General features: G+C 65.8%; 27 protein-coding genes. 15 read left to right on the top strand and 12 right to left on the bottom strand.

Annotation, left to right across the window (positions count from 1 at the left end; translation table 11 throughout):
* Positions 1-115 precede the first annotated feature (115 nt).
* From AC3DET_RS13205 to AC3DET_RS13195, 3 genes are all read left to right on the top strand, one after another.
* Positions 116-730, top strand: coding sequence for an ECF-type sigma factor (locus AC3DET_RS13205; RefSeq protein WP_337731680.1), 615 nt, complete (start codon positions 116-118; stop codon positions 728-730).
* A 153-nt stretch (positions 731-883) separates the two neighbouring features.
* Positions 884-1,156 carry a hypothetical protein gene (locus AC3DET_RS13200; RefSeq protein ID WP_488391931.1) on the top strand — a complete coding sequence of 91 codons (273 nt, stop codon included), beginning with the start codon at positions 884-886 and terminating at the stop codon, positions 1,154-1,156.
* 109 nt (positions 1,157-1,265) lie between these two features.
* Positions 1,266-1,904, top strand: a complete 639-nt coding sequence (locus AC3DET_RS13195; RefSeq protein WP_488391930.1) for a cysteine hydrolase family protein — start codon at positions 1,266-1,268, stop codon at positions 1,902-1,904.
* Between the two features lie 16 nt (positions 1,905-1,920).
* Here the strand turns inward: AC3DET_RS13195 and AC3DET_RS13190 are convergent, their stop codons facing one another.
* Positions 1,921-2,664, bottom strand: coding sequence for an SDR family oxidoreductase (locus AC3DET_RS13190; protein WP_488391929.1), 744 nt, complete (start codon positions 2,662-2,664; stop codon positions 1,921-1,923).
* A 304-nt stretch (positions 2,665-2,968) separates the two neighbouring features.
* On the opposite strand from AC3DET_RS13190, the gene AC3DET_RS13185 reads away from it, so the two are divergent.
* On the top strand, positions 2,969-3,391 hold the full coding sequence (locus AC3DET_RS13185; protein WP_337731684.1) for a hypothetical protein: 423 nt from the start codon (positions 2,969-2,971) through the stop codon (positions 3,389-3,391).
* A gap of 123 nt (positions 3,392-3,514) precedes the next feature.
* Here the strand turns inward: AC3DET_RS13185 and AC3DET_RS13180 are convergent, their stop codons facing one another.
* The gene (locus tag AC3DET_RS13180) at positions 3,515-4,351 is read right to left on the bottom strand and encodes a hypothetical protein (RefSeq protein WP_192202211.1); all 837 of its coding nucleotides are present in this window, start codon (positions 4,349-4,351) and stop codon (positions 3,515-3,517) included.
* A gap of 206 nt (positions 4,352-4,557) precedes the next feature.
* Here AC3DET_RS13180 and AC3DET_RS13175 point away from each other — a divergent pair, with 206 nt between their 5' ends.
* Both AC3DET_RS13175 and AC3DET_RS13170 read left to right on the top strand, forming a co-directional pair.
* Positions 4,558-5,010 carry a hypothetical protein gene (locus tag AC3DET_RS13175; protein WP_488391928.1) on the top strand — a complete coding sequence of 151 codons (453 nt, stop codon included), beginning with the start codon at positions 4,558-4,560 and terminating at the stop codon, positions 5,008-5,010.
* Positions 5,011-5,119: 109 nt separating this feature from the next.
* Complete coding sequence (locus AC3DET_RS13170; RefSeq protein ID WP_488391927.1) at positions 5,120-5,698, top strand: mechanosensitive ion channel domain-containing protein; 579 nt, start codon at positions 5,120-5,122, stop codon at positions 5,696-5,698.
* A gap of 21 nt (positions 5,699-5,719) precedes the next feature.
* Here the strand turns inward: AC3DET_RS13170 and AC3DET_RS13165 are convergent, their stop codons facing one another.
* The 4 genes from AC3DET_RS13165 to AC3DET_RS13150 form a co-directional block, all read right to left on the bottom strand.
* Positions 5,720-7,864 carry a methyl-accepting chemotaxis protein gene (locus tag AC3DET_RS13165; RefSeq protein ID WP_488391926.1) on the bottom strand — a complete coding sequence of 715 codons (2,145 nt, stop codon included), beginning with the start codon at positions 7,862-7,864 and terminating at the stop codon, positions 5,720-5,722.
* 152 nt (positions 7,865-8,016) lie between these two features.
* The gene (locus AC3DET_RS13160) at positions 8,017-9,249 is read right to left on the bottom strand and encodes an MFS transporter (protein WP_337731688.1); all 1,233 of its coding nucleotides are present in this window, start codon (positions 9,247-9,249) and stop codon (positions 8,017-8,019) included.
* A gap of 78 nt (positions 9,250-9,327) precedes the next feature.
* The gene (locus tag AC3DET_RS13155) at positions 9,328-9,942 is read right to left on the bottom strand and encodes a hypothetical protein (RefSeq protein ID WP_488391925.1); all 615 of its coding nucleotides are present in this window, start codon (positions 9,940-9,942) and stop codon (positions 9,328-9,330) included.
* An 81-nt stretch (positions 9,943-10,023) separates the two neighbouring features.
* Positions 10,024-11,313 carry a glycoside hydrolase family 2 TIM barrel-domain containing protein gene (locus AC3DET_RS13150; RefSeq protein WP_488391924.1) on the bottom strand — a complete coding sequence of 430 codons (1,290 nt, stop codon included), beginning with the start codon at positions 11,311-11,313 and terminating at the stop codon, positions 10,024-10,026.
* Between the two features lie 82 nt (positions 11,314-11,395).
* Here AC3DET_RS13150 and AC3DET_RS13145 point away from each other — a divergent pair, with 82 nt between their 5' ends.
* Positions 11,396-11,782: a DUF6165 family protein gene (locus AC3DET_RS13145; RefSeq protein WP_192202218.1), complete on the top strand. Its 387-nt coding sequence runs from the start codon at positions 11,396-11,398 to the stop codon at positions 11,780-11,782.
* A gap of 9 nt (positions 11,783-11,791) precedes the next feature.
* Here AC3DET_RS13145 and AC3DET_RS13140 read toward each other — a convergent pair whose 3' ends face one another.
* Positions 11,792-11,992, bottom strand: a complete 201-nt coding sequence (locus AC3DET_RS13140) for a hypothetical protein (RefSeq protein WP_337731691.1) — start codon at positions 11,990-11,992, stop codon at positions 11,792-11,794.
* Between the two features lie 169 nt (positions 11,993-12,161).
* On the opposite strand from AC3DET_RS13140, the gene AC3DET_RS13135 reads away from it, so the two are divergent.
* Entirely contained in the window at positions 12,162-12,980 is an 819-nt protein-coding gene (locus AC3DET_RS13135; protein ID WP_488391923.1) for a hypothetical protein, read from the top strand.
* 102 nt (positions 12,981-13,082) lie between these two features.
* Positions 13,083-14,117 (top strand): NAD(P)H-dependent flavin oxidoreductase, encoded by a 1,035-nt coding sequence (locus AC3DET_RS13130; protein ID WP_488391922.1) that lies wholly within the window; start codon positions 13,083-13,085, stop codon positions 14,115-14,117.
* Positions 14,118-14,166: 49 nt separating this feature from the next.
* On the opposite strand, the gene AC3DET_RS13125 is transcribed toward AC3DET_RS13130, so the two are convergent.
* The 3 genes from AC3DET_RS13125 to AC3DET_RS13115 all read right to left on the bottom strand — a co-directional run bounded on the left by AC3DET_RS13125 (position 14,167) and on the right by AC3DET_RS13115 (position 16,788).
* Positions 14,167-14,802: a hypothetical protein gene (locus AC3DET_RS13125; protein WP_488391921.1), complete on the bottom strand. Its 636-nt coding sequence runs from the start codon at positions 14,800-14,802 to the stop codon at positions 14,167-14,169.
* A 114-nt stretch (positions 14,803-14,916) separates the two neighbouring features.
* Positions 14,917-16,407 carry a ComEC/Rec2 family competence protein gene (locus tag AC3DET_RS13120; RefSeq protein ID WP_488391920.1) on the bottom strand — a complete coding sequence of 497 codons (1,491 nt, stop codon included), beginning with the start codon at positions 16,405-16,407 and terminating at the stop codon, positions 14,917-14,919.
* Positions 16,408-16,590: 183 nt separating this feature from the next.
* Positions 16,591-16,788 carry a hypothetical protein gene (locus AC3DET_RS13115; RefSeq protein ID WP_488391919.1) on the bottom strand — a complete coding sequence of 66 codons (198 nt, stop codon included), beginning with the start codon at positions 16,786-16,788 and terminating at the stop codon, positions 16,591-16,593.
* Between the two features lie 199 nt (positions 16,789-16,987).
* Here AC3DET_RS13115 and AC3DET_RS13110 point away from each other — a divergent pair, with 199 nt between their 5' ends.
* Together AC3DET_RS13110 and AC3DET_RS13105 are read left to right on the top strand one after the other, a co-directional pair.
* Positions 16,988-18,442 carry a M20/M25/M40 family metallo-hydrolase gene (locus tag AC3DET_RS13110; protein WP_488391918.1) on the top strand — a complete coding sequence of 485 codons (1,455 nt, stop codon included), beginning with the start codon at positions 16,988-16,990 and terminating at the stop codon, positions 18,440-18,442.
* Between the two features lie 88 nt (positions 18,443-18,530).
* A complete protein-coding gene (locus AC3DET_RS13105) occupies positions 18,531-19,112 on the top strand; it encodes a pyridoxamine 5'-phosphate oxidase family protein (RefSeq protein ID WP_488391917.1) in 582 nt (193 codons plus the stop codon).
* Between the two features lie 78 nt (positions 19,113-19,190).
* Here the strand turns inward: AC3DET_RS13105 and AC3DET_RS13100 are convergent, their stop codons facing one another.
* Positions 19,191-19,544, bottom strand: a complete 354-nt coding sequence (locus tag AC3DET_RS13100; RefSeq protein WP_446538353.1) for an FKBP-type peptidyl-prolyl cis-trans isomerase — start codon at positions 19,542-19,544, stop codon at positions 19,191-19,193.
* Positions 19,545-20,241: 697 nt separating this feature from the next.
* Here AC3DET_RS13100 and AC3DET_RS13095 point away from each other — a divergent pair.
* From AC3DET_RS13095 to AC3DET_RS13080, 4 genes are all read left to right on the top strand, one after another.
* On the top strand, positions 20,242-22,092 hold the full coding sequence (locus AC3DET_RS13095) for an esterase/lipase family protein (RefSeq protein WP_488391916.1): 1,851 nt from the start codon (positions 20,242-20,244) through the stop codon (positions 22,090-22,092).
* Positions 22,076-23,671, top strand: a complete 1,596-nt coding sequence (locus AC3DET_RS13090) for a hypothetical protein (RefSeq protein WP_488391915.1) — start codon at positions 22,076-22,078, stop codon at positions 23,669-23,671. Before AC3DET_RS13095 ends, AC3DET_RS13090 begins: the two co-directional genes overlap by 17 nt.
* Before the next feature lie 9 nt (positions 23,672-23,680).
* Positions 23,681-23,890, top strand: coding sequence for a hypothetical protein (locus AC3DET_RS13085; protein ID WP_488391914.1), 210 nt, complete (start codon positions 23,681-23,683; stop codon positions 23,888-23,890).
* Positions 23,891-24,066: 176 nt separating this feature from the next.
* Positions 24,067-25,137, top strand: a complete 1,071-nt coding sequence (locus AC3DET_RS13080; RefSeq protein WP_488391913.1) for a hypothetical protein — start codon at positions 24,067-24,069, stop codon at positions 25,135-25,137.
* Between the two features lie 356 nt (positions 25,138-25,493).
* Here the strand turns inward: AC3DET_RS13080 and AC3DET_RS13075 are convergent, their stop codons facing one another.
* A complete protein-coding gene (locus tag AC3DET_RS13075; protein WP_488391912.1) occupies positions 25,494-25,961 on the bottom strand; it encodes a hypothetical protein in 468 nt (155 codons plus the stop codon).
* Between the last annotated feature and the right edge of the window lie 464 nt (positions 25,962-26,425).

The following is a 26,425-nucleotide window of genomic DNA, read 5'->3' as shown; positions in this document are numbered from 1 at the left end:
GCTTGCATGTCCAAGCGCAGCCGGGTCATATATGGGACGAGATCGTGATGAAAGGCACAGTCCGGACATGAGAGAGAAGAGGGACCCGGATGGCGCTGGACCTGATACGAGCGGCATGCTGCACCCCCGAGGCAACGAGGATCTGGCCCCGCCGGACCCGGATTCGGTCACCCAACTGCTGCGCAACGTGGAGAACGGGCAGCCCGGGGCCTGGAACCAGATCTACGCGTTGCTGTACCGGGACCTGCACCAGATTGCCCGGTCGCAGATCCGCCAGCAGCGCCGCAGTCATGTGAGGTCTCCTACCTCGCTGATCAGCGAGACCTGGCTCAAGCTCGCCAGCGCCGATTTCAGCGTCGAGAATCGTGCCCATCTGGTCGCACTGGTGGCGCGCGCGATGCGCTTCGTGCTGTTGGACGAAGTGCGGCGTGCGCTGGCGGAAAAGCGCGGCGAAGGCATGGACCTGTTGCCGCTGGACGAGAACACGGAGCCGGGGCAGGGTTCACGGCTGGAGCAACTGCTGATCCTCGATCAGGCGTTGAACGACCTTGCCAAGCTGGACGAGCGGCTGGCGCAGGTGGTGGAGATGCGCTATTTCGGGGGCCTCAGTGAGCTTGAGATCGCCGGCGTGCTGAAGGTGACCGAGCGCACCGTGCGCCGGGATTGGCGCAAGGCGCGCGCGTTCCTGTTCAGTCACCTTGGCGACGGTGAGCTGCCTGAACCGTTCTGACCGGGCAGCACGCGTATCTTTCATTACGCCGGGCGTCCGGGATTGCGGCCGGAAGGCGAATGATCCCGATGTGAGCGAAAACCTTCCCCTTCCTCAAAGGTTCACGGCCCCGGAAGCGGAGCCGTTCCCGCCGTCTGACAGGGCGGCGATGGGATGAGGGCCTGCCTGACGCTCGCGCTGGAACTGTTCGACGCCTATTCCGACATGGGCGATGAAGAGCAGGCTGCGGCCCTGGCCGTCCTGAGACGGTCCGATCCAGCGCTGCATGACGCGCTGGTCCAACTGCTGGTCACCGATGCCCTGGACCATGAAATGGACGTGCCGCCCTGGGTCGGCCACGCGGGCGCCGGCGATGCCATGCCAATGGACGAACTGCCGGATGGCGCGACGGCTGAACCGGCGGGCGGGCGCGCCCAGCGCGCCTGATGACGGCGCCACGCTGCGGCCCGTCGCGCACGCCGATGCAATGCGGGGAAGGCCTGCGGCGCGATGCTGCCGCTTCGGACCACTGTCCGCGTCATGAGGACACGCTGCCATGTCTCCCATGCAGGGCTATCCCGCCGGGCGTACCGCGCTGCTCTTCGTAGACCCTTACAACGACTTCCTCGCGGAAGACGGAAAACTCTGGCCGCTGGTGGCCGACATTGCGCGCAGCGTGGACCTGCACGCCCACCTGCGCAGCGTGGTGTCCTGCGTCAGGCAGGCAGGATTGCCCGTGTTCATCGTGCCGCACCATCGCTCGGAGCCGGATGATTTCAAGGGCTGGGACCATCCGACGCCGTACCAGTTGGGCGCGGCACGCGTGCAGCCCTTCGCAAAGGACAGCTGGGGCGGCGAGTGGCACCCGGATTTCGCGCCTCAACCCGGCGACATCATCGCCAAGGAACACTGGGGAGGCAGTGGCTTCTCCAACACCGACCTCGACTATCTGCTGAAACAGCACCGCATCACCCACGTGATCCTGGTGGGCCTGATCGCCAACACCTGCATCGAAACCACGGGCCGGTTCGCCTCTGAGCTGGGCTACCACGTGACCCTTGTGCGCGATGCCACCGCAGCCGCCAGCGCGGCCGCGATGCATGCCGCGCATGAGATCAACGCCCCCACCTACGCGCACGCCATCCTGACCACCCAGGGCCTTGTCGATGCGCTGACGGCACGTGCGCGTGCCTGATCGGCTCCGCGCAAACCTACTTCCGCGATGACCAGGTTGCGTAATCCGTCGGCGCGATGCGGGCGGCGCCCGTGGGCAGCAACGTGTCGTCGTCCAGCGATACGCCGAAATACAGGGCCCCGGCGGTGGCCCTGACTTCGCGCTTGTCACCGCAGGTTCGCAGGTGGTCCGCAACGAATGTCGCCATCGGGCGCGCCTCCGGCCCGGCGATCTCCACGATGCCCTCCACCGGCGTCGAATCGACCACGCCCGCCAGCATGGCGGCCACGTCGTCGGCCGCCATCGGTTGCATGCGCGCCATCGGCAGCAGGATGTCTTCACCCTGCACGCCGGACTGCGCGATGCCATCCAAGAACTCGAAGAACTGGGTCGCGCGCACAAGGGTGTAAGGCACCCCACCCGCCCGAATGCGCTGCTCCTGCGCCCACTTGGCACGGAAATAGCCACTTCCCTGCAGGCGCTCTGTACCGACCACCGACAACGCCACGTAGTGACGCACACCGGCGTGCGCTGCGGCAGCCAGCAGGTGTCCGGTGGAGGCTTCGAAGAACGCCTTCACCGCCGCATCCTCGAACGAAGGCGCATTGGCGACATCGACCACCACATCGGCGCCCGCGAGTGCGGCCGCCACGCCTTCTCCGGTCACGGCGTTCACACCGGTGGACGGCGCTGCGACCACCACTGCATGCCCCTCGGCCGTGAGTAGCGCGACCAGGCGCTTCCCGATCAGACCGGTACCTCCCACAACGACGACTTTCATGGATCGACTCCCTTGGACTGGATGGAATGACAGCGCTTCGAGCCGCCATGCCATCCAGGACGCCGTACCGCGCCACGGCGTGACAGCCCGCCGGTCGCGGCCGCTGCGCGCGTTTCCCGCCCGCATGCTGAGGCATGCGTCGCAATCCGGCTCACAGTCACGCCGAACGCCTGCCGCGCTGCCCCGTTCATCATCACGACGGAATGTGGAAGTGCGACGGTGTTAGCAACCGGCCACCCGGGGGTTGTCGCTAGCATGGCGTGGTCGGGCCGTCACCGGCCCGGTTCTCGCGCAAGGAGCGCACATGACCACACATGCGGCCGCCGGATTCGCCGGCACCTGGCACCTGCTACCCGAGCAGTGCGACTACCAACTCGGGCGCCCTCCGCGGAGGGCGCTGTATCAACTCGACTGCGCCGCCGACGGTGCGCTGTCGATCGCGTCGGAATGGCTGGGCAAGAACGGCAAGCGGCATCGGGCCGCCTTCGACGGCCGTGTCGACGGCACCCCGTATCCGTACCACAGCACGCCGCATGCCGATGCGCTGAGCTTCGAGTCCGTATCTCCCACGCAACTGCACTCCACCACCTGGCACGACGGCCGCGAAGTGCAATGGTCCGAGCGCGAGCTGGTCGATCCGGACACCCTCGTGATCCGCATGCGCGGCCATCTCAGTGATGGCCGCTGCTATACCAATGTCGGCGTCTACCGTCGCCAGGACAGCTGACGCCACGGCGGAACGCCACGCCTGCCACGCACCCCCTCAGCAACTGACACAAGAAGGGCGCCCATGGGGCGCCCTTCCTTTGCGCGTCGTTCCCGGCCGTTCACGTCCGGGACCGGATGCGGGTCATCGCGTCTGCACGCAGTTCTGCAGCCACAGTACGCGCTTGAAATCGTCATAGCGCAGGAACTGGCCCTTGAACGTCACCTTGTCGCCCTTGCGGAACGTCAGCACGTTGGCCAGCTGGTTGGGACGGAACAGGCACGCCACGCCCACGCGCGGCTCGTTGTCGCCCGGCACCTGGATCAGCATCTTGCTCTGGTCGGGGATCTCGAAGGACACGTTGTAGTCCTCGCCATCTTCCTGCACGTAGTCCACCCGGCCACGCAACGCGTAGTTGCGGCCCTTGTGGCGCGCGGTGACGGCCACGGCATTGCCCTTGGCTTCACGCGCGATCTCGCGCGAGAAAATGAAGACGTCCTTCACCGTGACATCGGCGTTGTTCTGCGTCTTCGCGCCCTGGGCCGCGGCGGCACGGCCTTCCTTGCCCCCCTTCAACTTGGCGAACAGCGTGCACATGTAGGGACGCATGGCATCAGCCTTGGCGATCTGGCCCTTCTCGGTCTTGACCGTCATCTGCACGATCGCATCCTTGCCCTCGGCGCTCACGTTGATCAGGGTGGGAATGGCGCGCGTGGTGCCGGTGGAACGCTGTTCGACCAGCATGGAACCGGTCTCCGCATCCTCGGTGATCACGTCCATCTTCTCGGCGATCATGATGCCGCGCAGCTGGCCCATCGCATCCTTGACGGTCGAGTCCGGCACGGTGACGCGGCTGCTGAAATCGGTGCCGGAGAAAATGCTGCCGGACTTGCTGAAGTTGTCCTCGCATTCACCCGCGATGGCCGCGGGCGCCACGCTCGACAGGGCGAGCGCGATGGCGGCAAGTAGCTTGTAGGTCATGTGGTCCTCACATAGTGGAAGTGTCTGGGGTCCGGATACGACGGGCGGCGCTTCCTGCCCGCGCCAGACCCGGCCCCACGGCATTCTTGCAAGGGGGACCGTGCATCACAAGCAGCCCGTGCCTTCGCGCGCTGCACCTGCCGTACCGGACCCACGATCCACCTGCCATAGAATGCGCAACCAAACTTCAAACGCGCATCAAATCCATGACCGCAGGACCCTGCCGTTCCCACCGCCCTGGGGTTCTCCACATTCCGGCGCTGGCAGCGTTGTCGCTGGTGGCGGGCATGGCCTGCGGCGGCGAGCCGGCCGCCCCGCGTGAACTCCCTCCGGACGTCCAGGCCGATGTCACCGCGATCGCCGGGCACCTGGCGCAGGTGAGCGACACCTCGCCGGCCCTGTCATGCGACAAGGCCGTGGAGAACGCCCGCTGGGGCGTGGAGACCATGCTGGAGGTCGGCGAGAAGAACCTGCGCGCCGGCTACATGAGCCAGCCCGCCTACGATGCGGCCACCCCGGCGCTGAAGCGCCTGCTGGCTGCACTGACCGCGGAAGACTGTGCGGCCGCCACCGGCGCGCGGCGCGACTTCTACCAGTGCATGTCCAGCGACTACAACCACGTCTACGCATGCGGCAAGGCCCATGCCTTCGACCCATGATGCGCGCGGTTGACCATCCGCGAGGCGCGGGCCACCCTTCCAGCATGAACATCCAACTCTCACTGGCAAAGGCGCCGACGGCGCGTCATGCATCGCGGCAGGAAGGCTGATGGCGTCGCTGCGACTTCCCGACTGGTTGCAGGAATGGGCGAGCCTCGCGATTCCCGTCGCGCAGGCGCTCGGGATCCTGCTTGCCGCCTGGCTGCTGTTGCGCCTGCTGCGCATCGTGGTGCGCCGGATCTGCGATCACTACCGGTTGCCCGCGCAGGTCGCCGTGAGTGCGCGCCGGTTGCTCGGCGTGCTGCTCTACGTTTCGGCGTTCATGCTCGCATTGGGACGGCTCGGCGTATCGGGCAGCGTGCTGTGGACCGCACTGACGGGCTTCACCGCGGTCGCCGCAGTCGCGTTCTTCGCCGCATGGAGCGTGCTGTCCAACATCTTCTGCAGCGTGCTGATCCTGACCACGCGTCCGTTCCGCGTGCACGACCACATCGAAGTGCTGGAGAACGGCGACAAGCCCGGCCTGCGCGGGCGCGTGATCGACATCAATCTGCTCTACACCACCCTGCTGGAAGAAGACGCGCTACGCGGCGACACCGTGCTGCAGATCCCCAACAGCCACTTCTTCCAGCGCACCACGCGGCGCTGGCGGTCGGGTTCGCCGCCCCCGACCACCTCGCCCGAATAATCCGCCAGCGCCGGTACCCGACTAGGCAGCGGCCAGTGCGCGTACACGGCCAGGGGCGAGACCAGGCGACGCACGCGGATCCAGCACGAACACATTCACCGCCCCGATGAGTTCTCGCGCCTGATCTTCCATCGAGCGGGCGGCGGCCGATGCCTCTTCCACCAGCGCGGCGTTCTGCTGGGTGGTTTCGTCCATCTGCACGATGGCCTGGTTGACCTGCTCGATCCCGGCACTCTGCTCCTGCGAAGCAGCCGAAATCTCCGCCATGATGTCGGTCACCCGCTGCACGGCGGTGACGATTTCGCCCATCGTCGCACCGGCCTGGTTCACCAGCGCCGAGCCATCGGCCACCTTGTCCACCGAGGTCTCGATCAGGCCCTTGATCTCCCTGGCGGCATTGGCGCTGCGCTGGGCCAGCGTCCGCACTTCGGAGGCGACCACGGCGAAGCCACGGCCCTGCTCGCCGGCCCGCGCCGCTTCCACTGCCGCATTGAGGGCCAGGATGTTGGTCTGGAAGGCGATGCCGTCGATGACCGAGATGATCTCGGCGATCTTCCGGGAAGACTGCTCGATCTCGGTCATCGTCGTGACCACGCGTGCGACCGTCGCACCGCCTTCCGATGCCACGCTGGCCGCACCGATCGCCAGCTGGTTCGCCTGGCGTGCGGATTCGGCGTTCTGGCGCACCGTGGAGGTCAGTTCTTCCATCGAAGCGGCGGTTTCTTCCAGATTGGCCGCCTGCTGCTCGGTGCGACGCGACAGGTCGCTGTTGCCCGCTGCGATCTCCCCCGCCGCCGTGTTGATCGACGATGACGCGCCCTGGATCTGGCGCACGATGGTGCGCAGTTGCGCCACCGTGGCATTGGCATCGTCCCGCATGGTGGCGAACACGCCGTGGAAGTCGCCTTCCATGCGCGCCGTCAGGTCGCCGCGCGCGATGGCCTGCAGCAACGACGACACATCCGCCAGGTTGCCATCCGTGGTTTCCATCAGGCGATTCAGGCCGTCCACCATGTCGCGGAAATCGTGCTGGTATCGCTGCGTGTCGCCGCGACGGCTGAAGTCGCCCGACGCCGCCGCCAGTGCCAGCTGCCTGATTTCGGCGTTGATCGCAGAGAGATTCGCCTTGGTGGTGCGCATGGCGTCCGTCAATGCGGCTTTCTCACCGGGCAGCGCCTCCATGTCGATGGACAGGTCGCCGACCGCGTAGCACTGCATGATCTCCACCAGCCGCTGCATCACCGCGATGTGCGACGCCACCAGCGCGTTGGTGTCACGCACCATGCGCCCGTATTCGCCGGGGAAGCGCGAATCGTCCATGCGGAAGCTGATGCTGCCTTCGTCGTGGCGCAATGCCATTTCGCCCTGCTCGGCGATGACGCCCTGCAGGGTCGCGGTCATGTCGGCCATCGCCGTGCCCAACTGGCCGATCTCGTCGCCACTGCGCACGTCGACCCGCTTGTCCAGGCGCCCGGCCGCGACCGCCCGCGCGGCAGCGGCGGCCTCGACCACGGGACGGATCACCGACCGCCGTATCCACCACGCCAGTACCAGTACCAGCACGATCGCCGCCACCACCGACAGGGCCGCGCACCCCACCAGCATGCGACGCGCGTCCTGCGAGCGCGCCACCACTGCCGCATCGGCAATCGTCTTGGTGCGCGCCACCAGGGCTTCGAGCGTCTCGCCCAACTGGCGGTCCATGCCCTTCACCAGGCGATCGCCTTCCTGCGTGTCGTAGCCCCCCGCCGCGAACTGCACCAGTGCGGCGCGGTAGTTGCCTTCCAACGCGTGATGCTGGGTGGCGAAATCGGCCGCCAGCCTGCGCGCCTGCGGATCGGCGATCCCGCTGGACAGGGTCTTCGCCAGGGCGGCCACCTCGCGCCCCTTCCGATCGAAGGCGCCGACGTACTTCGCCCGCTGCTCCTCGTCGTGTCCGCGGATGAGGATGTTCTTCCACTCCTGCACCTGCACGCGGAAGTCGCGGCTCAGGCGCTCACCCTCCGCGGCCTGGGCCACCTCTTCGGGCACCTCGGTGGAAAGACTGAGCCACGCCGAACCCAGGCCGGCCAGCGCGCACAACAGGATGACGGCAAGCCCCAGGGTCAGGGCGCCCAGCAGCTTGGTCTGCAGGCTGAGGGGGCGGGAAGCGGAATAGGACGACATGGCGGTACGACGTTGGGAAGGAATACACCTTCCTTAGCGGCGCGCGGCACGGCGAATTGACGCGCCACCGCCCTGCATTCCGCAATCCACGACCGCCATCTCTTTGTTTCAGTTTGATGACACGCATGTTGCCGCACGACAGCGCGCGTAGCTCAGCGCGTCAGCTCGCAGGCGAGCGCCGTCGCCTCGGCGCGGGCGGTATGCCGCGCCCATGCATAGACCAGCAGGCCCACCACGGCGGTCGCCGCACCGACGTAGCCGGTCGATGTCCAGCCCAGGCCGGCAGTGATCGCCATGCCGCCCAGCCAGGGGCCGAGTGCATTCGCGGTATTGAAGGCCGCGTGGTGTGACGCGGCGGCAAGCGTCTGCGCATCGCCCGCCACATCCATCAGGTGCGACTGCAGGATCGGCCCCAGCGCGCCCATCAGGCCGATGGCGACGGTGGCCAGCAGGATCGTCGGCAACGTGGTCGCCAGCCACGGAAACAGCAGCAGCGCCACGATCGCCCACGCCAGCACCATCCACGCGCCGCGCAGCTGGAAACGGTCGAACAGCCAGCCACCGACGAAGTTGCCGATCACGCCGCCCACGCCGAAACCGGCCAGGCCCAGCGGGATCCAGGCCGGCGATACGCGCGTCACGTCCAGCATCGTCGGCGCGAGGTAGCTGAAGACGCAGAACATGCCCGCGAAACCGATCGCGCCGATGCCCAGCGCCTGCCAGACCGGCACGCGGTTGAAGGCACGCAGCTCATCCAGTGGCTTGGCCTTCGGGCCATCGATGCCGACCGGCAGCCAGACCGCCAGCAACACGCCCGTCACCAGCGCGATGATCGCGACGAAGGCGAACACCCAGCGCCAGTCGATCATCTGGCCCAGCCAGGTCGCCAGCGGATTGCCGATCAGGATGGCCAGCGTCAGGCCCAGCATCACCAGGCTGATCGCACGGCCGCGCTTGTTGGGCGGGCTGATCGCCACCGCCGTCAGTGCGGCCACGCCGAAGTACGCGCCATGCGGCAGCCCGGCGATGAAGCGGAACACCAGCAGGCTTTCGTAGGTCGGCCCGAGCGCGCTGGCCAGGTTGCCCAGCGCATAGAAGCCCATCAGGGCGAGCAGCAGCGTCTTGCGCTTCCAGCCCGCACCGAGGATGGCCAGCAGCGGCGCGCCCACCACCACGCCCAGCGCGTAGGCGCTGATCAGATGGCCGACCTGCGGCTCGGTCACGCCGAGCGAGGCCACCATGTTCGGCATCAGCCCCATGCTGGCGAATTCGCTGGTGCCGATGGCGAAGCCCCCCAGCGTCAGCGCGAACAGGATCAGGCCGATCTGGCGCGCGGTGAGCTGGTCGGCGACGGAAGGGAAGGAAATCGGGGGCGTAACGTCCATGACGCATTATGCTGCGATGCAGCACCCGCAGTCGACCCCACGACTGGAACGCTGTCCGCCGTCAGCTCCCGCACTGCCTCACTTGGCGACGAACTTCAGCGGTCCCGCATACTGCGGCCAGGCGATCGAGGCGGGGCCACGCGTGTTGAGCGCGGTTTCCGGCGTTTCGCCGGCCTCGGTCATGACGCGCGTCATCAGTGTGGGCATCCAGAAATTGACCGCGAAGGTCGCGTCGCGACGGATCACCGGATTCACCGACAGCGTGGTGGTCTTGCCCGGCTCGATCCGGAACGTCACCACGTCCTCGTTCACGAATGCGCCCCGTTCCAGCACCTTCTTCACGCTGAAGGCGGTGGTCATCTCCAGGCCGATGCCGGTGACGCGGTAGTCGCCCGCCGGCAACGAAAGGGTCTCCTGCTGGCCGTAGCGGGTCATGTGGTTGAGCGGGAAATCGATGAATTGCTTGTTGACCAGCGAGAACACCACCTGGCCATCGCGCACGCCCCATTCCAGCGCGCCGCTCTTCAGCTGCTCGTCGACCTTCTTCGGCAGTTCCTTCTCACTGGTGAACGGCTTGACGTCCACCACCAGCGTACCGGTCTCCACCACCGCCGCCTGCGGCGCCTGCTCCTGCGCCGACACGGACACCGCCACGCCCGCCTGCAGCAGCAGGCCCATCATCAAGTTCCGCATCAAGTTCCCCTGGAGGCGCCCCCCGGCGCGCATGCGCCATTCCATCGCAGTCCGGCCGGGCGCGCAATCCTGCGGCTCGGCTCAGCGTTCCGTCACGCGGAACGGCAGGTTGGCGTATGCGGCATGGCCCTGCCCATCGAGCACGTCCACGAACAGCCGGTACGCACCGGGCTTGCCGGGGGCAGCGAAACGCACCCCGCCCTCGCCGTCGTCCTGCATCGCCAACACCACCTCCGGCGGCACGTCCTCGCGATCGCCGCCGATGCTGGTGGCGGTGGTTTCGTGCAGCACCGTCCAGCGATAGCGCAGCGGGTCGCCGTCGGCGTCGCGCGCATCGACCTGCGCGGTGTATTCCCTGCCCGGCTTCAGCGTGATGCTGTCGATGGCGCGCCGACCGTCCAGCGTCAACGGCTGGACCGATGGCGCACGGTTGGACGGCCACGCGCCGGTCCAGACGTACTGCATCGCATCCACCGCCGGCGTGCTCTCCCCGCTCGGCAGGAACAGGCCGTACCACGTGGGCGTGCGCTCCTGCTTGTTGCCCCACAGGAACACGTACGAACCCAGTCCCTGTTCCGTATCCGCCGCGATCACCTGTTCGTAGCGCTGTTGCAACAGCATCGCCTTGCGCGAGGCATCGTCCTCGATCGGCGCCTTCCACGCCGTCAGCGGGCTTTCCCAGTGCCCGGTCGGGCCCCATTCGGTGACCACGTACGGACCGGTCCAGCCGCTGGTCGCCAGCTTCTCCGGCAATGCGCCGATGTCGCCGTAAAGCTGGATGCCGATCAGGTCCAGCGACGGCGCGCGCGCCTTCAACAGGTCGATCAGCTTCCGGTCGAAACCGGCCAGCGTGGTCATCACCGGGTGGTGCGGGTCCTCGCGATGGATCATGTCCGCGATCTGCCCGACCGCATTCCACACCTTCGGGTTGCTGTAATGCAGGTTCAGTTCGTTGCCCACCACCCACATCAGCACGGCGGGATGGTCGCTGTAGAGGCCCACTTCCCGGCGGATGCGTTCGAGCTGTTCCGCCACCGCGGCGTCGTTGTCGTAGTCGAAGCCATGACGCTCGTTGCCCACCTCGATGCCCATCGCCACCTTCAGCCCGTTGCGCTGCGCGCGGTCCAGCATCGCGCGCACGTCGACGTGATCGGTTCCCGTGCTCCAGGTGCGGAAGCTGTTGCCGCCTCGCGCGGCCAGCGCCTCCTGACCGGCACCGGCCATGCCGGCCCCTTTCACGTGGAAGGGCTGTCCGTCCACCAGCAATACGTATGCGCCCTCCTGCTGCACGATGCGGACCTGCGACGGCGCCGCGACTGCCCACGCGGGCACGGCCAGGGCAAGGATCGACACGAACAGGCGCTGCAGCATGCGGGCGTTCTCCGGCCATATGGACGACGGGGCATCATGCCACGCAGCCCGTCGCGGCACGGACGGGCGCTAGAATGCCGGCATGAATACCATCCTGATCCCCGTCTCCATCGGCGAACTGGCCGACAAACTCTCCATCCTCGAAATCAAGGCCGAGCGCATCGACGATGCCGGCAAGCGCGCGCACGTGCAGGTGGAGCTGGATGGCCTGAACGCCCTGTGGAGCGGGCTGGCGGCCGCGCAGCCGGAACTGGCGGGACTGAAGGTGGATCTGCGCACCATCAACGAATTGATGTGGGACGTGCAGGACGCCTTGCGCGCCAAGGAAGCGGCACAGGCCTTCGACGCCGACTTCATCGCCCTGGCACGCGCGGTGGCGCAGCACAACGGCAAGCGCATCGAAGTGAAGAACACGATCAACCGCCTGGCCGGCTCGCGCTTCATCGAAGAGAAGCAGTACCAGGCCTGACGGCAGCGCTCACGCCGCGCCGTGGCGCTCGCGGATCACCTGCAGCCGTTCGCGGTAGTACAGCGCATCGGCGGCGATCTTCGGCGGATTGTCCGCCAGCCACTCCAGCGCGTCACGCAGGATCGCCGCCTTGTCGGCTTCGGGGGCTTCCAGCGCGGTGTCCACGCGGTCCAGCTGCAGGATGACGTCTTCGCGGGTGGTCTGTGCCATGGCCATGCTCCTCCGGGATGGGTCACAGCGTAGGACGGCGCGCGTCATCACCACGTCATGGCGTGCTCCGCGCGCGTCCGCAGAGGCCGGTTCCCTCGTCTCTGCCGTCCGGCTCACGCCCTGAGACACGAATCCTGATCATGTCCCGATTGATCCGGAGTCCTGTCCCATGTGCGGCTACTGCACGGAACACAGCGCGTTCGCCGCGCACCTGGTCGCGCTGGAAGCGCGCGTACCGCTTGCGCCCGATCCCCTCCTCCTGCCCGTCCACCTGCAGGAAGCCACGGACTGGCAGCAGACCTGGTTGCGCGCGGCGGCGCCGGACGATCCCGTCGCCGCCATCGTGATGCTGTGTCGCGCGTGGACCGACCGGCTGGACGGGAAGACCGGGACGCCGCTGCGCGATGTCCTGGGACCTGCGTTGCACGAGCGCCTGCAACAATGGCTCGCCGCGTGCGACCTGCCCGATGCCTGGGCGTGGCTCCGGCACACGGAGGGCGAACCGCCCCATCCCCTGCCCCTCGACGACGCGCGCGATGCGCTGGATGCGTACCTGGCCGGCTGGCTGCTCGCGCAGGAAGGAACGTCTCCGGCATGGGACGAAGCCCTGCTGCACGAACGACTGCCGCAACTCTCGGTGGCACTGGACATCCTCCGGCGCGATGCGCCCGACGACGACCGCATCCACCGGCTCGCACTCTCGTCACCCGGCACCGGATCGCCCTTCAGCGCCATCGACCTGTGGCTGCAGCGCCGTGCCGTGCGTGCGCTGGTCGCACGCCAGGGCATGGCATCCGTCGCCACTCTGGTGGACCGTCTGCGCAGCCCCACCCTTCTCGCCGCCGTGCTGCACGGCGAGATGGACCACCATGATCTTCTGCATCTGCAAGCCGCACTGCAGGGCCATCCGGACACCGGATCGGAAGGCGCGCACAACCTGCATGCGGCGGTTTCCCTGCTGCTGGAATCGGGAATGGCTGTGCAGTAAGGGCGCCACATGCGAGGCGTACCACTGCGCCTGGTCATGCCGATGGAATGGAGAACCTGACGCGAGCGTAAGCTACCCACCGCACGTCGCCGGAGTTCCGCCATGGCTCTCATCCCGTCCCTGCCGGGCATCGACCTTCCGCTCATCCAGGCGCCCATGGCGGGTGTGCAGGATGAAGCGCTCGCACTGGCCGTGGCCCACGCGGGCGGCCTCGGTTCGCTGCCATGCGCGCTGCTCAGCGCAACGCAGCTGGAAGCGGCCCTGCAGACGTTCGCCACGCTGGACCGCCCCATCAACCTCAACTTCTTCTGCCACGCGATGGCGGATCCCGACCCGGCGGATGAGCAGCACTGGCGGAACGCGCTCGCGCCGTACTTCGACGCGTTCGGCGTCGAACCTCCGCCGCCCTCCACGGCCGGTGCACGCCGGCCTATCGATGCGGCCACCGTGGATCTGCTGGAACCGTTCCAGCCGAAGGTCCTCAGCTTCCACTTCGGCCTGCCCGACGCCGCCCTGCTGGCGCGCATGAAGGCGTGGGGCGCACGGGTGATGGCGTCCGCCACCACGGTGGAGGAAGGCCGCTGGCTGCAGCAACGCGGTGTCGACCTGGTGATCGCGCAGGGGATCGAAGCGGGCGGCCATCGCGGGCATTTCCTTGCCGACGACCTCACCGCGCAACCGACCACCCTCGACCTCGTCACCGCGCTGTCGAAGGTGCTGACGGTGCCGGTCATCGCGGCAGGCGGCATCGGCGACCGGACCGATGTGCAGCGGCTGCTGGCGGCGGGCGCCAGCGCGGTGCAGGCCGGCACCGCCTATCTGTTGTGCCCGGAAGCCACCACCTCGGCCGTGCATCGCGCCGCGCTCCAGCAGGAGGGCCGCGACAGCGCGATCACCAACCTGTTCAGTGGTCGCCCCGCGCGCGGCCTGGTCAATCGCCTGATGCGCGACCTCGGCGCGATCTCCACGCTGCCGCCCGCCTTCCCCTGGGCATCGCAGGCCCTCGCCCCCCTGCGTGCGGCGGCGGAAGCGCGCGGGCGGGATGACTTCTCGCCGCTGTGGTCAGGCACGCGTCCCGGCCGGTTCCCCGGCGTGGGCGCTGCGGCGGTGACGCGGGCGTTGATGGGGATGGACTGAGGGGTGCCGCAGGCGGGGCGACCCGACCTCCCACCTCCGTCGGCCTGCCTCAATGACGGTGGGTGTGAAACGGGATCGCGGTGCACCGCCAGTACGGAATCAGCTTGCTGCGGATGCCCTTGAACGAAGACACATCGAAGCGCCGGGTGGCAAAGGTGCCGGTGGGCGTGTGGCGCAGCATGACCTCCACCTCGCGCGCATTTTCCAGCGCGTCCATCAGGTTCTCGTCGCTGTACCAGACCTCCCAGTTGATCGCGATGGCATGGTCGCGGCCCGGCGAGCCCTGCACATCGAAGCGACCGGGGAAGGGTTTGCCATCCAGCATCACACGCACGGCGTCGGTGTCCCAGGTGCGTGGACGGGTGCGGTCCTTGAGCTCGTCACGGAACTGCAGGCTGGACGTCATCAGGTCCGACAATGAACGGTGGTCGGGGGGACGCAGGTCGTGCGATTCATCCGAGGCAGCGTGACTGAAGGAAATGCCGAGGGTGAAGGTCTCGTTCGGCCCGGCATTGGGCGACGCGATGGAATAGCGCGCGGTCCCCACGATGACGCCACCCAGTTCACTCCGGTGCCAGCCTTCGATCTCGGTATCCGGCAGCGCCGGCTTCGTGCACTGCTGCGACCAGGCGGTGGCAGGCAGCACGGCGAACAGAAGGGCCAGCCAGCCCGGACATCTGGACATCGAATTCCCCTGGTGGATGGCGCCCTCCCCAGGGCGCGACAGGGCTACTAAAGCACGCTTCCGGCGAAGGCGCCATGGTGGCGGAGGGCATGCGCGTGCATCGCATGGGAACCGTCAGAAACGCGCCGGAAACGTCCTGACACTCCACTCCGCGTTCTTCTCGTCCAGCGTCGCGGCCAGCAGGGTCTCGCCATCCGTGCGCACGTTGACCAGACCATAGACCAGGCCCGACACCACGTAGGCCCCCCGTGCCTTGCGGGATCCCTTCTTCGGGCGCAGATCGCCCGCCTTGGTGGTGCGGTAATGCAGCGTGGTGCGGGCAAGATCGTCGCCCTCGACGGCCGCACCGCCGGGCACCTCGATCCTGTCCAGCTTGCCGACCGCGTAGGAGCGGGCGAGTTCGGTGGAGTACACCAGCGGCGTCACGATCTCGTCCTTCACCACCGTCAGGTGGCCCGTCGCGCCGCTGGCGGCCACGATGGCCGGCCGCGGGTGGTCGTGTCCCTCCGCGTCCCCCGATGAAATGATGGTCGCCGAGGGCGCCATCGCCTGGAGGAAGGCCAGCGACACATCCGCGCTTCCATGGTGGCAGGCCTTGGCCACGTCGCACTGCAGTTCCAGCAGGCTGCCGGCCATCGCGTGCAGGATGTCCTGCTGCGCACCCTTGTTCAGATCGCCCGTCAACAGGGTGCGCGTGCGCCCGTAGTCGACGCGCAGCAGGATGCTGTGGCCGTTGGTGTTGAGCTCGCTCCGGCCGAGATTGCGCAGCGCCGCGCGCCCCTGCACCTCGGCCTCGATGGGGGCCAGCACGCGGATGGATACCTCGCTGGTATCGGGATCGAAGCCGGGGAGCCAGGGCGTCTCGTCGCTGAGCCTGGCGAACACGCAATGGCCACCATCGGCGGTGGTGGTATCGGCCACGCGCCGGACGAACTTCGCCCACTCGCCCTGCAACGGCCGGGGGCTTGCGGCATCCAGGCCCTGCAGCGCGGAATCGCGGTCATCCAGCAGGTCGACCAGGTAGCGTTCGCCGTCGTGTTCCACCACCTCGCCGAGCGAGCGCTTCCCACCCAGCGTCCACCACGAAACACCGGCGTGATAGAAGCGGTCGACGTGGATGGCCTCGGCATCCAGTTCCTCGGTCACATCGACGCCCAGCAGATCGGAAAGTCCGCCGTAGTGGTCCTCGTCGTTGTGCGACGAGATCAGGGCGTCCAGCTCCACGCTCGACAGCCCGTAATCCTTCACGAACTTCCAGTCGATGAAATCCGCCGCCGATTTTCCGCTGGGCTGCTTGTCGCGCGGAAACCCACCGTCGATGAGGATGTGCTGGAACGAGGGGGTCTTCACCAGCACGCCATCGCCCTGCCCCACATCGATGAAGTAGAACTCCAGCAGCGATGTCCCATCGAGCGCGGAGGCCAGCACCCATCCCGTCCTGCCGCGCGCGGTGACCTTGCGCCGGCTGCCGGTGCCCGGCGCGCCTTCGAATTTCACCCCGTCGCCCCACAGCAGGTACGCGAAGGCCTTCCCTTCCTCGGCCGCGTCGTACATCGGCACGGGCTTTCTGGATCCAACGAACGCGTCGAACGGATTGTCGATCATGGGGTTCCTCACGGGACCGTGGCGAAGGAGGGACGCGACCCGGGCAATGGCCATGTTCGCGCTCCTCCATGCCAACGCCATGACCATGCACACAAGGTCATCCATCGGTCGGGCGGCTTCGCTCGAAGCATCCCGGGTGTCGGCGCATCCCTGCCGGCGGGCTTGAGCCCGCCCTACACCGCCCTACACCGGCCTGCGCAGGCCGCGGATGCCGAACCAGACCAGGACAGCGGCCAACGAGAGGAAGGTCGCGGCGATCGCAGCTTCGCCTCCCGCCAGCGGTAGTCCCAGCGCGCGCGTGGGCAGGGAGGCATCGTAGAGACTGATGGTGGCGAGCACCGCGCCGCCGATGATGAGCAGGGTGGATCGTAGTTTCTTCATGCGATTGCTCCGTTGCGGGCTGATGGCGGGGAGCAGGGTCGTGCGCGCGCCGGGGCACACGCAACCCGCGCGCGACCAAGCCACCGGAGGTCCGACGAAACGGGGTATCGGATGACGGGCTTCACCCGCGTGGACCGGCCGTGGAAGTGGTAGCGTTGCACCCGCAACGCTGCAGGCCGTCATCCGGGGGGATGCCACGATGAAACTGTTCTTGCCGGGTCCGATGACACTGCTGCTCTCCCTGCTGATCAGCTTTTTCCTGCTGAGGTCGGACACCCTGCGGGCGGTGCAGGCGTCCGGGGTGCACGCACCTGCCGTTTCCCACGAGGTGGCCCGATGGAAGGCGCCGCCCGTTGCCGATGCGACCCAGGCGCCCCCCGTGCATCACGTCCAGGCAGGCGGGACGACAGCCCCGCCCGTGGTGGTGGCGCCGCCGTCGCAGACCGACCCGTTCGCGCCGGTGTACATCGTGACCTCGCGCGACACCTGGCAGGGGATCCGCGGCCTGGCCCGTGATGCGGTCGCGCGGCGCGACAGCACCGGCACGCCGCTGGTGATTTCCGAAACCCGGGCCGACCGCCTCGGCGAGATCAGCCGCTATGTGCATGTCAGCGAGCGCCGCTGCGGCGGCTATTTCGCATTCCCCAGCCGCGCGCAGGCCCAGGCCTTCGTCACTGCGGATCGCGCGAAGCAGGCGATGACGAAATCGCTGGCCGCCGGCTACACGCTCGACAACCAGACCACCGTGAGCCGCTGGTTGCCGCAGGTGCAGGAACAGCGCCTCTACGACACCATCAACCACCTCTCCAGCTATCGCAACCGCTACTTCGCCAGCAGCCACGGCAGGACATCGGCCGAATGGATCCGGGACCACTGGCAATCGCTCGCCGCCGGCCGCAGCGATGTCACCACCGAGTTGTTCACCGCCTGCGCGAACTGCAGCACGCAGCCTTCGGTCATCCTCACCCTCCAGGGTCGGGACCTGCCCAACGACGTCGTCGTACTGGGCGCGCACCTGGACTCGATCAACGGCAGCAATCCCTACGATCCCAACCAGCATGCGCCGGGCGCCGACGACGATGCATCGGGCATCGCCACGCTCACCGAAACGCTGCGCATCGCACTGGCCGACGGCTGGCAGCCGCGGCGCACGGTGAAGTTCATGGGGTATGCCGCCGAGGAAGTCGGCCTGCGCGGCTCGCATGCCATCGCGCAGTCGTTCCGCGCCAGCGGCGTCAACGTGGTCAGCGTGCTGCAGGTGGACATGACCAACTACAAGTCGGGCGCGGTGACGGACATGAAACTGATCAGCGACTACTCCAACACCGATCTGAAGAATTTCTTCATCACCCTGTTCGATACCTACCTGGCGCCGATGGGCCTGACGCGCAGCAGCGTGGCCTGTGGTTACGCGTGCTCCGACCATGCGTCATGGACGAACGCCGGCTATCCCGCGGCGATGATGTTCGAGGCCGGCGGGCCGAACGGCAGCTTCCCCTACATCCACACGCCCCAGGACACACTGGCGACGATGGGGGAATCGGCGCAGCACAGTGTCAAGTTCACCCAGTTCGCCCTGGCCTATCTCGGCGAGACCGCCAAGACGCGCGGGAAGGTCACCGGCGGGCCGGCGCAGGTGTTGCCGGTGCCGTAGGGTGGGCCCTGGCCCACCGTTGGATGGAGGCGGATACCGTGCGAAGGTGGGCTTGAGCCCACCCGACAGGCCGCCTTGGGAGATCGACATGAGACACGCATTCGCGAACATCGCCTTCACCCCCGCGGTACGCGACGTGCAGGCACGCGACGGCAGCCGCGCGCAGTACGCGCGGGCCTTCGAATCCGGCGACGAGGTACGCAATGCCGAACTCGGCGCCGACGAAGCCGCCTTCATCCACGCGCAGCGCAGCTTCTACATGGCGACGGTGTCGGAAACCGGCTGGCCGTACGTGCAGCATCGCGGCGGCGCGCCGGGTTTCCTGCGCGTGGTCGATGCGAAGACGCTGACGTTCACCGACCTGCCCGGCAACCGGCAGTTCATCAGCGTGGGCAACGTGGCACAGGACGATCGCGTGGCATTGATCCTGATGGATTACACGCATCGCCAGCGCCTGAAGCTGCTGGGCCGATTGAACGTGGAAGAGTCACCGGGCACGGGACGTACCGAGCGCACGATGACGATCCACGTGGAAGCCTTCGACTGGAATTGTCCGAAGTACATCCCGGTGCGGTTCGAAGCGGAAGACGTGCAGCGCGCACTTGCCGAGCGCGATGCGCGCATCGCTGAGTTGGAGGCGCAGGTGGCCGAACTGCGCCGGACGCCGTAGGGCGGGCCCCGGCCCGCCGTTCGACGTGTGTGGATCGCGTGCGATGGCGGGCTTGAGCCCGCCCTACGACTGCGTGGATCAGGTGCCCAGCAATTCCACGTCGAACTTCAGCGTGGCGTTCGGCGGGATGACGCCGCCGGCACCGCGCGCGCCGTAGCCCAGGTTGGCGGGGATGATGAGGGTGCGCTGGCCGCCGACCTTCATGCCCTGCACGCCTTCGTCCCAGCCCTGGATGACCATGCCGCCGCCGAGGGGAAAGATGAAGGGTTCGCCACGGTCCTTGCTGGAATCGAACTTGGCGCCCTGCGCGCCGTTGTCGTACAGCCAGCCGGTGTAGTGCACGGTGACGTTGCTGCCGGGCTTGGCTTCGACGCCGCTGCCGACGACGGTGTCTTCGAATTGCAGGCCGGAGGTTGTGGTGGTGAATGCCATGGGGTGTTCCTTGTGGGGATCGGGAGGTTGGTGGCCGTAGTTTATCCACCGTGCGGCCGAGAAGCGTCGCGCAGCCCGGCTGAGGCCGAAGGTCGCACCCGGGGCGTCGGACACACGACGTGTCCTGCATGCAGCCTCCGGGTTCGCTTCGCTTACCCGGCCTGCGCTGGCTCACCCCAACGCGGGCCTGGCACTCGCCCGCTCGTCAGATACATGCATTAACCAAACGATTCATGGCCGTCGCATTCGAACAGCGGCGTTCTGCGTGGTGAGATCGCTTCCTGGACAGTAGCTTGGGCTCAGCGCCAAGGGCACTGTCTACCGACGGGACATGACGACGGTCACCCTACCTTTTATTTGCCTCTGAGTTGCTGACACGCATTCGTACGCTCGCCCGATCTACCTGCTGCAGTTGGTAGCCATCGCCGTCCAGGTCCCGCCCCTTTGCGATCTGGCGAACCCGCCTCGCCTGTCCCCAGCCATCAAGGAACACCACCATGTCGATTGCATCCGTGATCCACGCACACGGCAAGCTGGCTACCGTCTCCTTCACCAGTTGCTCCAAGCGCAGTAGCCCGTCGAGCGCCGAGTCGCCATGTATCCATGCAACGCCACCAAGACACCAGAGGCCGCAGGCCTTCAGCAGAGCCAATGCCTTGCAGGATTCTGACAGAGAAGATCCTCCGGGGAGGAAATCATGATGACGTGCATCCGATCCGCGTACTCGTCTTCCGGCACCGCGGCAACGTTTCGGTACCTCGCGTTGCTGGGCGTGCTGGCTCTGGCCTCTACGCTCGCCAGCTGCGACTCGCAAGGCAAAGACAGTAAACAAGCGACGGCCACCTCCGAAGCGATCAACGACAAGGATCCACGCTGGATTCATCGCGCGGAACCGCAGAAGAGGGTCGCGGTGGTATTCGTCCACGGCATCTTCGGCGACACCATCACCACTTGGACGCACCCCAGCGGGACGACGTTCTTCGACCTACTCAAGGCATCGCCGCGAGTCGGAGAAGAGGTCGATGTATTCGCATTCGGATTCACGTCCCGGATGTTCAAGGACGGCTCGCTGAGCGTGAGCGAGGCGGCGCGCAGCCTGCATCAGTACCTCCAGTTCAACGATGTGTGGGAGTACGACAATGTGGTATTCGTCACCCACAGCATGGGTGGGCTGGTCACGATGCGTCAGCTGACTGCACAACGCGACCTCGCTCACAAGGTCCCGCTGATCGTGCAGTTCGCCACGCCGCAAGGAGGCTCGCAGATCACCGGGATCGCCCAACACGTGGTCAATAACGAGGCCATCAGGCAGATGCTGCTGGTCGACCACAACGAGTTCCTGCGTGAGCTCAACAACGATTGGGTCGAGATGCGCCGTGCCGGCCAAGCGCCGACGGTAATCTGCGCCTACGAGACCAAACCGACCAAAGGCGTGCTGATCGTTCCATGGTCGAGCAGCACCCGTTTATGCGACGAGGCTGCCCCTGCGATCCAGGATGCCGACCACCTGTCCATCGTCAAACCCGATCGCGCCACGCATCCGTCCGTGGTTGTGCTGGTGAACGCACTGCGCAACTACGTGATGCCGCGCTTGGATGCGAATGCATGGCAGACGCCGAACTTCGAGGTCGACCAGGACCGCTGGACGTTCCAGCTTGGTGACGTCAACAACTTCAGCGTCGCCAAGATCGAGAACAAGAGCAACCTGTGGTTGGACTACCGGATCCACCGCCCCGGCGGACTGACGCTGTACATCGCTCCCGAGGGCGAACGACGCAAGGTGGGCCCTTCGTCCAGCGATGACCTCCGGATGTTCCCGATTGGCGTGCTCAAGCAGGAGTACGAGTTCGAACTGCAGCTCGGATCGACGCCACCGCGCAAGGTCCGTGCATTCCTGCCCAGTATCGAGGTTGCGCAGGAGCAGCGCGCGGCCCGTATGCGTGGACTGGCCCAGGCAATCAACAACGACATGGGATCCGGCGATGACCTGGTCGCTTTCCAGGCGCTGCCAGAGGACGCCAAAGCCGAGCGTATTGCCGGCGTCGCGCGCCGTACGCTGGCCGACGACCTGTCCGGACTGCCCGAGGGCACGGCGTGGCTCGTGGTCGCCGACAATCTCTCGCAGCTCAACCTCTCGCCTGCCGCAGCGGTCGCGATCCGCCGGCTCGAGGAGCAGTCGCCGGAAACCGCGCAAGTCCCGGCCGTGCGCAGCCTCGCCACGGTGATCTCCGACCAGTCCGGCAACGGCACCATTTTCCGGCACAGCCCGACGCCCGACACCACAGGCGTGAAGTTGCCGTTTCTGCCCGCCGAGACCCGGCTGACGACCGCACAGGACCAGAAGCTCTGGACCGAACTTGCCGCAAAAATGACTTCCGATCCCGACCTCAAACGCGAAGGGCTTCTGATCCAGGGCGACCTGCTACGTGAGCAGGGCAACTATGAGGAGGCGATCCGGCGCTATCAGGAGGTGCGCGCCGGTCACGAATCGAAGGTGCTGGATGCGCGACTGCAAGCGCTGAAGAAGTTCGATGAAACCCAAGGCTGACAACAAACGGGGTGAGCATATGACGTTCCGTACCGTGATCGGGCGTGTGCGACACGCCAACGCCACAATCGATTCAGCGTTCTGCGCCCCGGCACGGCACAACAGCCCAGCGCGGCGTGGCTTCGATCCCCGGAGATTCGACGTCGCCACGCCGGATCCGAGGGGCCGCGGCATGGCACGACGCATTCTGCGGGCAGTGGCCGCACTGACCGTCGGCGCCACGTTGGCGGCATGTTCCGCCAACCAGCATTCCATTTTCCGGCACCAGCTGGTGCGCGGGGACCAGCCCGCCATCACCGTGGTCGACGCCAAGCAGCGCGTCATCCTGTCGTCGCCGCATGTGATCCATACCGCGCCTTACTATCGTACTTTGCCGTCGGGCGCGCTTGAACTGGTGCCGCCCTCGAGCGAGGAGATCCGGCGCGTCTGCACCGAACCCAGCCCGGATGTGTTCGCCGTCGTCGCCCAGGCCCTGTCGACCGGTGCCAGCTGGGGCAAGTCGGTCGATCCGAAGGCCATCGAGGCGGCGCTCACTGCGGCATTCAGCTCCTCGGAGCAGGGATCGACGATTCCGCGCACCCAGACTGTCAACATGCTGCGCGAACTCATGTTCCGCACCTGCGAGCGGCACATCAACGGCGGAATCGGCAGCCTCGAACTGCCGCTGCAGGCAATCCGCGACCAGCGACTGATGGTCTCTATCCTCGCGATCGAACAGCTGACCGGCGCCATTGCTCCCCGACCGGTGGTGATCGGCGCTTCTGCAGAAGCGGCCGCCGGTGCGTCCGGCGCCGAGGCGGCGGTGCGCATCGACGATGCCTACCGTGACCTGCAGACGAAGACGGCTGCGCAACGGAAGCGCGAGACCGAGTTCAGCGAACTCAACACGGATGGCAAGGACTGCGAACAGATCGCCGACGCGGTCGCCAAGGGGAGCGAGGACAGCTTGTCCGATGCGCTCAAGGGCAAGCGCGCCAAATGCGAGTCCGCGGCAAGCGAGTTGGCCAAGGCCAGGACGGAACGCGCGGAATCAGCCACGCATTACGGCAAGCTTGTCGACGCCGCCGCCGCCGGCGGCATCCCGGTATCCGCGAAGACGGCGCTGATGCAACCCAGTGCTCCCGGCGGGTTCGACCAGGCCGGTAACGAAGCCGTCACCAATGTCGCCCTCGCGATCCGCGAAATCGTGGCGCATAACTTCGAGCAGGACGAATTCAAGTTCCTCTGCCTGAAACTGCTGAGTCCAGGCACGGACCAGAGCAAGCTGTCGGACATCTCCAACGCCTGCATCAGCTATCTGGTGTCCGGGCTTGAGCTGGAGCGCGACAAGAACCTGCAGCTTTCTCGCGAACTGGTTACGACGAAGGCACTGCGCGACAGCGCGGCAAGCGCCTACTTCGAGCTGTTCTGGGACAAGGTCTCCACAAACGGCACCACGGCGGATGCCAAGTTGGTCGCGCCGCTGAGGACCAGGCTCAGGCGGTGGCCTACCTGCTTCGTCGACAACGGCAGCCGAGCCGTCTATCAGGCGTGCTTCAACGGTCTGGTGGCGCACAACCAGATCATCCTCTCAAAGTGAGGTGATTTCATGGCCAGAAACTACCGTGTAATCGTGGCACAGACCGAAGGCGGGCTCGATGCCGTCGCTGGCCCTAACTGGCAGGTGATACGCAGCACAATCCGCCAGTTTGTGGAGCTCGACAGCGATCACGACCACAGTTACGGAGACATCGGCGGCATTGAGGTCTTCGAGGCGGGTTTCGTGGCGCTCGCATCCCAGCGAGCCAAAAGCCCCTGACACCGTCGTGAGCTAGCAAGTTACTGCGATATGCCGGTCCGCATGGACGGCCGAGGCGCTTCATGCCTGCATTCTCGACCATCTTCTGCGTCACGCCTTGTCACCAAGCGGCCACGTCCGCTCAACATGTCTGATGACAATTTGTAGATGCTTCCAATAACAGTAAAGGAGTGAATATGTTGAAGCTCAACATGCTCCTGGCCGGAGCCGCTTTATCGACCGCGACATTGTGTGCATGGGCAACTCCGCCCAATGTGCGAAGCTCAGACGTGCGGACGAACGTAGATATCGAGGACCTTCCGGCGGATGCGCTTCGGAAGCGACTACGCTCGCATGAGCGCGAGCTGGAGGATCTCCAGTCCGGCCTGGGAATTATGAAATCCACGCTAGCCGAGATTGAAAGCCTCGAGGTTTCTGCGAGTAGCGCGGATGAAGATCCGGACACTATTGAACGGATGTCTACCGTTGCAGGACTTGGTCGTGCCGCAAGAATTGATATGAGTGAGGCGATAGCCAACATCGACCTGCAAAGCCTCAAGTCACAGGAGGCTAAATCACTCTATATCGCCATTCGCCAAGTTGATATTCCAAAGGAATGCACAACAAAACCGGCCCGCCCGGAGAGTCCGGCCGAAGATTCCATAAGCGGACGCGGAACTGCATCGGCTTCAGATGAGGAAATTCGAGCTTGCGCTGCAGCTTTCAGCCAGAGGGTGAAAGAGATCAGAGCCAACACTTCGGAGAAAATACTTGTAGTAAAAAACAGGATCACCGCCGACATTAAAGCGATCGAGATGAAGATATTTTCACTAGAATCCGCCATCGAGGAGCTTGAGAGCGCGGTAGCGGCGGGAGACAAACTTACAACAACCATCGTTAGATGGACCATACCAACGGTCGGCTTGTTGCTTATCGCGATATTTCTGGGTCCAAAGCTATACAGCGACAGCATTCAAGCGGAGATCTTCTCGAACAAGCTCAACCTTGAGCTGATAACCGTATACATCCTGGTTTCAACCATACTTATTCTTGGATTGGCAAACAGAATTGACAACGAGGTCCTCGGGACGCTTCTCGGAGGCATATCCGGGTATGTCCTTGGCCGAACTCTTCCCAAGAATCATCGTGATAATCCTCCTGCCAATCCTGCCCCCGCAAAGAAGAAGCATGACGAAGAAAGGGACGATGGCAGAAACGAAGAGAAAGCCGAGGAGAAACATGAAGAACAAGAAAAAATGGACAAGTGAGCGTATCTTTCAGAGTGATACATCTATTGCGTATTCTTTACTTGGCCTTCCGATGTGATCTCCGAGGCCTACCTCAACGAGGGCTGAGGAGCAAAAAGTAGGTATTTGGATCAGTGATGGAGGCTCACCAGCACACTGTCAAAGCAGGGAGCCAGGAGGGACGAGGCAAGATTGACTCTCCGACTCAAGAGTCCAATGGCCGTTCCCGCTGGAGTGGACACGCACTTGCCGACTGCGACGGCGCTCGCTGGCCCGCGTAGCGCCGTACTTGCGGGTAGGTGGTTCGTCAATGCACGTGCATCCCCCTAGAAGAAAAGGCGAGCCGAAGCCCGCCTTTCTTTTGCATGGCGCTGCGCTCACGCCGCCGGCTCAGACTCCTGCCGACGCTTGCGGTTGAACCTGGCGCCCAGGGCTTCCTTCAACGTGTCCAGGCCGTCGCCTTGCCCGGCCACCTTGAGGTGGGCGTAGCCTTCCAGGGAGGCGACCATCAGGTCGCTGCCGAGGGCCATTTCGCTGTCGACCATGCGGTCGTACACGCGTTGCAGGCGGGTGAGCAGTGGACGCAGGGTGTCGAGGGCGGCCAGGTCGGCGCGGTATTCGTCCACGTCGAAGTTGCGCGGCAGTACGTCAGCGTGTTTGCCCAGGGTGATGACGGCCTGGCGGCAAAAGGCTTCGGACTTGTCGCCCATCTTGGTGAGTTCGCGGCGCTCGTCGGGGGTCAGGCCGACCAGGCCGGTGAGGCGCTGCTCCAGGGTGGTGATGGCGTCTTCGGCGGCGACGATGTCTTCGCCGGTGAGGCGCAGGGAGATGCGGTTCTGGGTCATGTTCACTCCATTGATCACATTGAAAGGACACGTCGGCGTTCATCGCCGACGACCGCAGCCTAGCGCGCATGCGTTCGCAAAACCTCTCACAAATGCAGGGCGCTCATGGAATGAGATGGAGCCCGGAATGCCAACGGCCGAGCGCGGAAAGCGATCGATGGCATTCGGAATGTGAGGTCTGGAGCTCGAAGCCTTGCAGATGGCTTTCGGAAAGCCAGGGCATGGCTTTCGGAGGGCCATCGATGGGTCTTTGAAAGCGATCGATGGCTTTCAATGTGAGAGCGACGGGGCTCGGAATGCCATCGATGGGTTTGGGAGAGCGATCGATGGCTTTCGGAAAGCCATCGATGGCACCGGGGAGCCCGGCGCTTGGGAATCCGAGCTCGATCGATGGGGCTCAGGGCTCCGTCGATGGGGCTCAATGTGAGAGCGATGGGGCTTGGAGGGCTATCTCGTGGGGAGGG

The organism is Pseudoxanthomonas sp. 97-1-1 (genome assembly GCF_057773125.1).
The sequence above is the reverse complement of the archived record's forward strand: the minus strand, read 5'-3'. Positions and strand labels throughout refer to the sequence as shown.

What these genes read in the sequence shown, in the direction of transcription:
- AC3DET_RS13095 (WP_488391916.1), top strand. Translation starts at nt 20,242, where the DNA reads ATGATGACGTGCATCCGATCCGCGTACTCGTCTTCCGGCACCGCGGCA.
- AC3DET_RS13155 (WP_488391925.1), bottom strand. Translation starts at nt 9,942, where the DNA reads ATGCGGAACTTGATGATGGGCCTGCTGCTGCAGGCGGGCGTGGCGGTG.
- AC3DET_RS13090 (WP_488391915.1), top strand. Translation starts at nt 22,076, where the DNA reads ATGAAACCCAAGGCTGACAACAAACGGGGTGAGCATATGACGTTCCGT.
- AC3DET_RS13195 (WP_488391930.1), top strand. Translation starts at nt 1,266, where the DNA reads ATGTCTCCCATGCAGGGCTATCCCGCCGGGCGTACCGCGCTGCTCTTC.
- AC3DET_RS13105 (WP_488391917.1), top strand. Translation starts at nt 18,531, where the DNA reads ATGAGACACGCATTCGCGAACATCGCCTTCACCCCCGCGGTACGCGAC.
- AC3DET_RS13145 (WP_192202218.1), top strand. Translation starts at nt 11,396, where the DNA reads ATGAATACCATCCTGATCCCCGTCTCCATCGGCGAACTGGCCGACAAA.
- AC3DET_RS13205 (WP_337731680.1), top strand. Translation starts at nt 116, where the DNA reads ATGCTGCACCCCCGAGGCAACGAGGATCTGGCCCCGCCGGACCCGGAT.
- AC3DET_RS13170 (WP_488391927.1), top strand. Translation starts at nt 5,120, where the DNA reads ATGGCGTCGCTGCGACTTCCCGACTGGTTGCAGGAATGGGCGAGCCTC.
- AC3DET_RS13180 (WP_192202211.1), bottom strand. Translation starts at nt 4,351, where the DNA reads ATGACCTACAAGCTACTTGCCGCCATCGCGCTCGCCCTGTCGAGCGTG.
- AC3DET_RS13150 (WP_488391924.1), bottom strand. Translation starts at nt 11,313, where the DNA reads ATGCTGCAGCGCCTGTTCGTGTCGATCCTTGCCCTGGCCGTGCCCGCG.
- AC3DET_RS13120 (WP_488391920.1), bottom strand. Translation starts at nt 16,407, where the DNA reads ATGATCGACAATCCGTTCGACGCGTTCGTTGGATCCAGAAAGCCCGTG.
- AC3DET_RS13075 (WP_488391912.1), bottom strand. Translation starts at nt 25,961, where the DNA reads ATGACCCAGAACCGCATCTCCCTGCGCCTCACCGGCGAAGACATCGTC.
- AC3DET_RS13165 (WP_488391926.1), bottom strand. Translation starts at nt 7,864, where the DNA reads ATGTCGTCCTATTCCGCTTCCCGCCCCCTCAGCCTGCAGACCAAGCTG.
- AC3DET_RS13085 (WP_488391914.1), top strand. Translation starts at nt 23,681, where the DNA reads ATGGCCAGAAACTACCGTGTAATCGTGGCACAGACCGAAGGCGGGCTC.
- AC3DET_RS13185 (WP_337731684.1), top strand. Translation starts at nt 2,969, where the DNA reads ATGACCACACATGCGGCCGCCGGATTCGCCGGCACCTGGCACCTGCTA.
- AC3DET_RS13100 (WP_446538353.1), bottom strand. Translation starts at nt 19,544, where the DNA reads ATGGCATTCACCACCACAACCTCCGGCCTGCAATTCGAAGACACCGTC.
- AC3DET_RS13130 (WP_488391922.1), top strand. Translation starts at nt 13,083, where the DNA reads ATGGCTCTCATCCCGTCCCTGCCGGGCATCGACCTTCCGCTCATCCAG.
- AC3DET_RS13140 (WP_337731691.1), bottom strand. Translation starts at nt 11,992, where the DNA reads ATGGCACAGACCACCCGCGAAGACGTCATCCTGCAGCTGGACCGCGTG.
- AC3DET_RS13160 (WP_337731688.1), bottom strand. Translation starts at nt 9,249, where the DNA reads ATGGACGTTACGCCCCCGATTTCCTTCCCTTCCGTCGCCGACCAGCTC.
- AC3DET_RS13135 (WP_488391923.1), top strand. Translation starts at nt 12,162, where the DNA reads ATGTGCGGCTACTGCACGGAACACAGCGCGTTCGCCGCGCACCTGGTC.
- AC3DET_RS13125 (WP_488391921.1), bottom strand. Translation starts at nt 14,802, where the DNA reads ATGTCCAGATGTCCGGGCTGGCTGGCCCTTCTGTTCGCCGTGCTGCCT.
- AC3DET_RS13200 (WP_488391931.1), top strand. Translation starts at nt 884, where the DNA reads ATGAGGGCCTGCCTGACGCTCGCGCTGGAACTGTTCGACGCCTATTCC.
- AC3DET_RS13190 (WP_488391929.1), bottom strand. Translation starts at nt 2,664, where the DNA reads ATGAAAGTCGTCGTTGTGGGAGGTACCGGTCTGATCGGGAAGCGCCTG.
- AC3DET_RS13080 (WP_488391913.1), top strand. Translation starts at nt 24,067, where the DNA reads ATGTTGAAGCTCAACATGCTCCTGGCCGGAGCCGCTTTATCGACCGCG.
- AC3DET_RS13110 (WP_488391918.1), top strand. Translation starts at nt 16,988, where the DNA reads ATGAAACTGTTCTTGCCGGGTCCGATGACACTGCTGCTCTCCCTGCTG.
- AC3DET_RS13175 (WP_488391928.1), top strand. Translation starts at nt 4,558, where the DNA reads ATGACCGCAGGACCCTGCCGTTCCCACCGCCCTGGGGTTCTCCACATT.
- AC3DET_RS13115 (WP_488391919.1), bottom strand. Translation starts at nt 16,788, where the DNA reads ATGAAGAAACTACGATCCACCCTGCTCATCATCGGCGGCGCGGTGCTC.